Raw genomic sequence first — 3,233 nt, 5'->3', positions numbered from 1 at the left:
AATGCACCTTGAAAACTAGATAGCGAGAAAAAGAAATTCACCGAGAAGAGCGTAAAGAATAGGTTAAGCTACAAAGGGCGCACGGTGGATGCCTTGGTGCTAGGAGCCGAAGAAGGACGGGACGAACACCGATATGCCTCGGGGAGCTGTAAGTGAGCATTGATCCGGGGATTTCCGAATGGGGGAACCCATGCTTCGTAATGGAAGCATACCCATCTCTGAACACATAGGAGATGAGGAGGCAACCAGGGGAACTGAAACATCTAAGTACCCTGAGGAAGAGAAAGCAAAAGCGATTCCCTAAGTAGTGGCGAGCGAAAGGGGAACAGCCTAAACCGGTACTTACGGGTACCGGGGTTGTGGGGCGTCTCATAAGGAGTTACAAAGAAGTATCGTAGTTGAACAGGTCTGGAAAGGCTGGCCAAAGAGCGTAAGAGCCGCGTAGACGAAACGGTGCTACCTCCGAGACGGACCCCGAGTACGGCGGGACACGTGAAACCCCGTCGGAATCTGGGAGGACCATCTCCTAAGGCTAAATACTCCCTAGCAACCGATAGTGAAGCAGTACCGTGAGGGAAAGGTGAAAAGCACCCCGGGAGGGGAGTGAAATAGAACCTGAAACCGTGTGCTTACAAACAGTTGGAGCACGATTAATGTGTGACAGCGTGCCTTTTGTAGAATGAACCGGCGAGTTACGATTGCGTGCGAGGTTAAGGTGGAGAGCCGGAGCCGTAGCGAAAGCGAGTCTGAATAGGGCGAAAGTACGTAGTCGTAGACCCGAAACCGTGTGATCTACCCATGTCCAGGGTGAAGGTGAGGTAACACTCACTGGAGGCCCGAACCCACTAGTGTTGAAAAACTAGGGGATGAGGTGTGGGTAGGGGTGAAATGCCAATCGAACACGGAGATAGCTGGTTCTCCCCGAAATAGCTTTAGGGCTAGCCTTGAAGTGAGAATCTTGGAGGTAGAGCACTGATTGGACTAGGGGCCCTCATCGGGTTACCGAATTCAGTCAAACTCCGAATGCCAAAGATTCATCTTCAGGAGTCAGACGGCGAGTGCTAAGATCCGTCGTCAAGAGGGAAACAGCCCAGACCATCAGCTAAGGTCCCAAAGTATACGTTAAGTGGAGAAGGATGTGGAGTTGCATAGACAACCAGGATGTTGGCTTAGAAGCAGCCACCATTTAAAGAGTGCGTAATAGCTCACTGGTCGAGTGACTCTGCGCCGAAAATGTACCGGGGCTAAACGTATCACCGAAGCTATGGATTGTACCGCCTTTACTGCTACTTTGAAGAGTTTAGCAGAGGTACATTTCGTCAAAATCAACCGATGGGGAAGGGATGCGACATAGAAATAGCATCAAGTAAGAAGATTTTGACCAAATGCCAAAAAGCTAAACGAGAACTTCGAAGCTGGAGTAAAGGTGGTACAGTGGTAGGGGAGCGTTCTTATTGCGTAGAAGTCGTACCGAGAGGAGCGGTGGAGCGATAAGAAGTGAGAATGCCGGTATGAGTAGCGAAAAGAGGGGTGAGAATCCCCTCCGCCGAAAACCCAAGGTTTCCTGAGGAAGGCTCGTCCGCTCAGGGTTAGTCGGGACCTAAGCCGAGGCCGAAAGGCGTAGGCGATGGACAACAGGTTGAAATTCCTGTACTACCTCCATTCCGTTTGAACGACGGGGTGACGCAGGAGGGTAGGGAGAGCGTGCTGCTGGAATAGCACGTCCAAGCGGTGAGGCTGAGTTTAGAGGCAAATCCCTAGACTCGTAAGGCTGGGCCGTGATGGCGAGGGAAAATAGAAGTACCGAAGTCCCTGATCTCAAACTGCCAAGAAAAGCCTCTAGTGAGGAATGAGGTACCCGTACCGTAAACCGACACAGGTGGGTGAGGAGAGAATCCTAAGGCGCTCGGGAGAACTCTCGTTAAGGAACTCGGCAAAATGACCCCGTAACTTCGGGAGAAGGGGTGCCTCGGTAGGGTGAAAGCCCGAGGAGGCCGCAGTGAAAAGGCCCAAGCGACTGTTTAGCAAAAACACAGGTCTCTGCAAAACCGTAAGGTGAAGTATAGGGGCTGACGCCTGCCCGGTGCTGGAAGGTTAAGGGGAAAGGTTAGCATATGCGAAGCTTTGAACCGAAGCCCCAGTAAACGGCGGCCGTAACTATAACGGTCCTAAGGTAGCGAAATTCCTTGTCAGGTAAGTTCTGACCCGCACGAATGGCGTAACGATTTGGGCACTGTCTCAACGAGAGACCCGGTGAAATTGTAATACCTGTGAAGATGCAGGTTACCCGCGACAAGACGGAAAGACCCCATGGAGCTTTACTGTAGCCTGATATTGAATTTTAGTACGATTTGTACAGGATAGGTGGGAGCCAGAGAATCCGGGCCGCCAGGTTCGGAGGAGGCGACGTTGGGATACCACCCTGATCGTATTGAAATTCTAACCTACATCCCTGATCGGGATGAGGGACCGTGTCAGGTGGGCAGTTTGACTGGGGCGGTCGCCTCCTAAAGAGTAACGGAGGCGCCCAAAGGTTCCCTCAGAATGGTTGGAAATCATTCGAAGAGTGTAAAGGCAGAAGGGAGCTTGACTGCGAGACCTACAAGTCGAGCAGGGACGAAAGTCGGGCTTAGTGATCCGGTGGTTCCGCATGGAAGGGCCATCGCTCAACGGATAAAAGCTACCCTGGGGATAACAGGCTTATCTCCCCCAAGAGTCCACATCGACGGGGAGGTTTGGCACCTCGATGTCGGCTCATCGCATCCTGGGGCTGAAGTAGGTCCCAAGGGTTGGGCTGTTCGCCCATTAAAGCGGTACGCGAGCTGGGTTCAGAACGTCGTGAGACAGTTCGGTCCCTATCTGTCGCGGGCGTAGGAAATTTGAGAGGAGCTGTCCTTAGTACGAGAGGACCGGGATGGACACACCGCTGGTGTACCAGTTGTACCGCCAGGTGCACAGCTGGGTAGCCAAGTGTGGAAGGGATAAGCGCTGAAAGCATCTAAGCGTGAAGCCCCCCTCAAGATGAGATTTCCCATGGAGTTAATCCAGTAAGACCCCTTAGAGAAGATGAGGTAGATAGGTCCGGTGTGGAAGTGCAGCAATGCATGGAGCTGACGGATACTAATAGGTCGAGGGCTTAACCAAAGCTCAAGTAAGGTGAAAGAAACTCGCATCTAGTTTTCAGGGTGTATAAAGTTATACTTTACAACTGTAAAAGTATAACCACACCATAA

At 51.9% G+C, this 3,233-nt stretch carries 1 rRNA gene; it reads left to right on the top strand.

What is annotated here, in order from left to right:
• Positions 1-61: 61 nt before the first annotated feature.
• Positions 62-3,144, top strand: a 23S ribosomal RNA gene (locus BHF71_RS09630).
• Positions 3,145-3,233 lie beyond the last annotated feature (89 nt).

This window comes from Vulcanibacillus modesticaldus, from assembly GCF_001730235.1.
GTDB lineage: Bacteria > Bacillota > Bacilli > Tepidibacillales > Tepidibacillaceae > Vulcanibacillus > Vulcanibacillus modesticaldus.
The sequence above is the reverse complement of the archived record's forward strand: the minus strand, read 5'-3'. Positions and strand labels throughout refer to the sequence as shown.